Source organism: Stenotrophomonas sp. SrG (assembly GCF_050031795.1).
GTDB classification, from domain to species: Bacteria; Pseudomonadota; Gammaproteobacteria; order Xanthomonadales; family Xanthomonadaceae; genus Stenotrophomonas; species Stenotrophomonas rhizophila_A.
Genome location: NZ_JBNBBE010000682.1, coordinates 1 through 248, shown reverse-complemented (window position 1 = coordinate 248; position 248 = coordinate 1). Strand labels below are relative to the sequence as shown.

Below are 248 nucleotides of genomic sequence, written 5' to 3'. Positions count from 1 at the left end.
ATGGTGGTGGACTTGGCCAGGCGGATGGTGGCCGGCTGCGCACTGTCCTTGGGGAAGTCCACGCCGTTCTGCTGCGGGTGCAGGTAGATCCACGCGGCGGCGATCACCATCGGCACGTAGTCCTTGGATTCGGCCGGGAACTGGTTGTAGACGCTGTCCACCCAGAAGCTCTGCCCCCCGTTCTGGCGATACACCCGCCCGGCACGGCCTTCGCCACCGTTGTAGCCGGCCAGCGACAGCTCCACGTT

General features: G+C 66.1%; 1 pseudogene. It reads right to left on the bottom strand.

Annotated features, from left to right (window positions below):
- A pseudogene (locus tag ACQG3P_RS21305) lies at positions 1-248 on the bottom strand (transglycosylase SLT domain-containing protein); the annotation flags it as partial.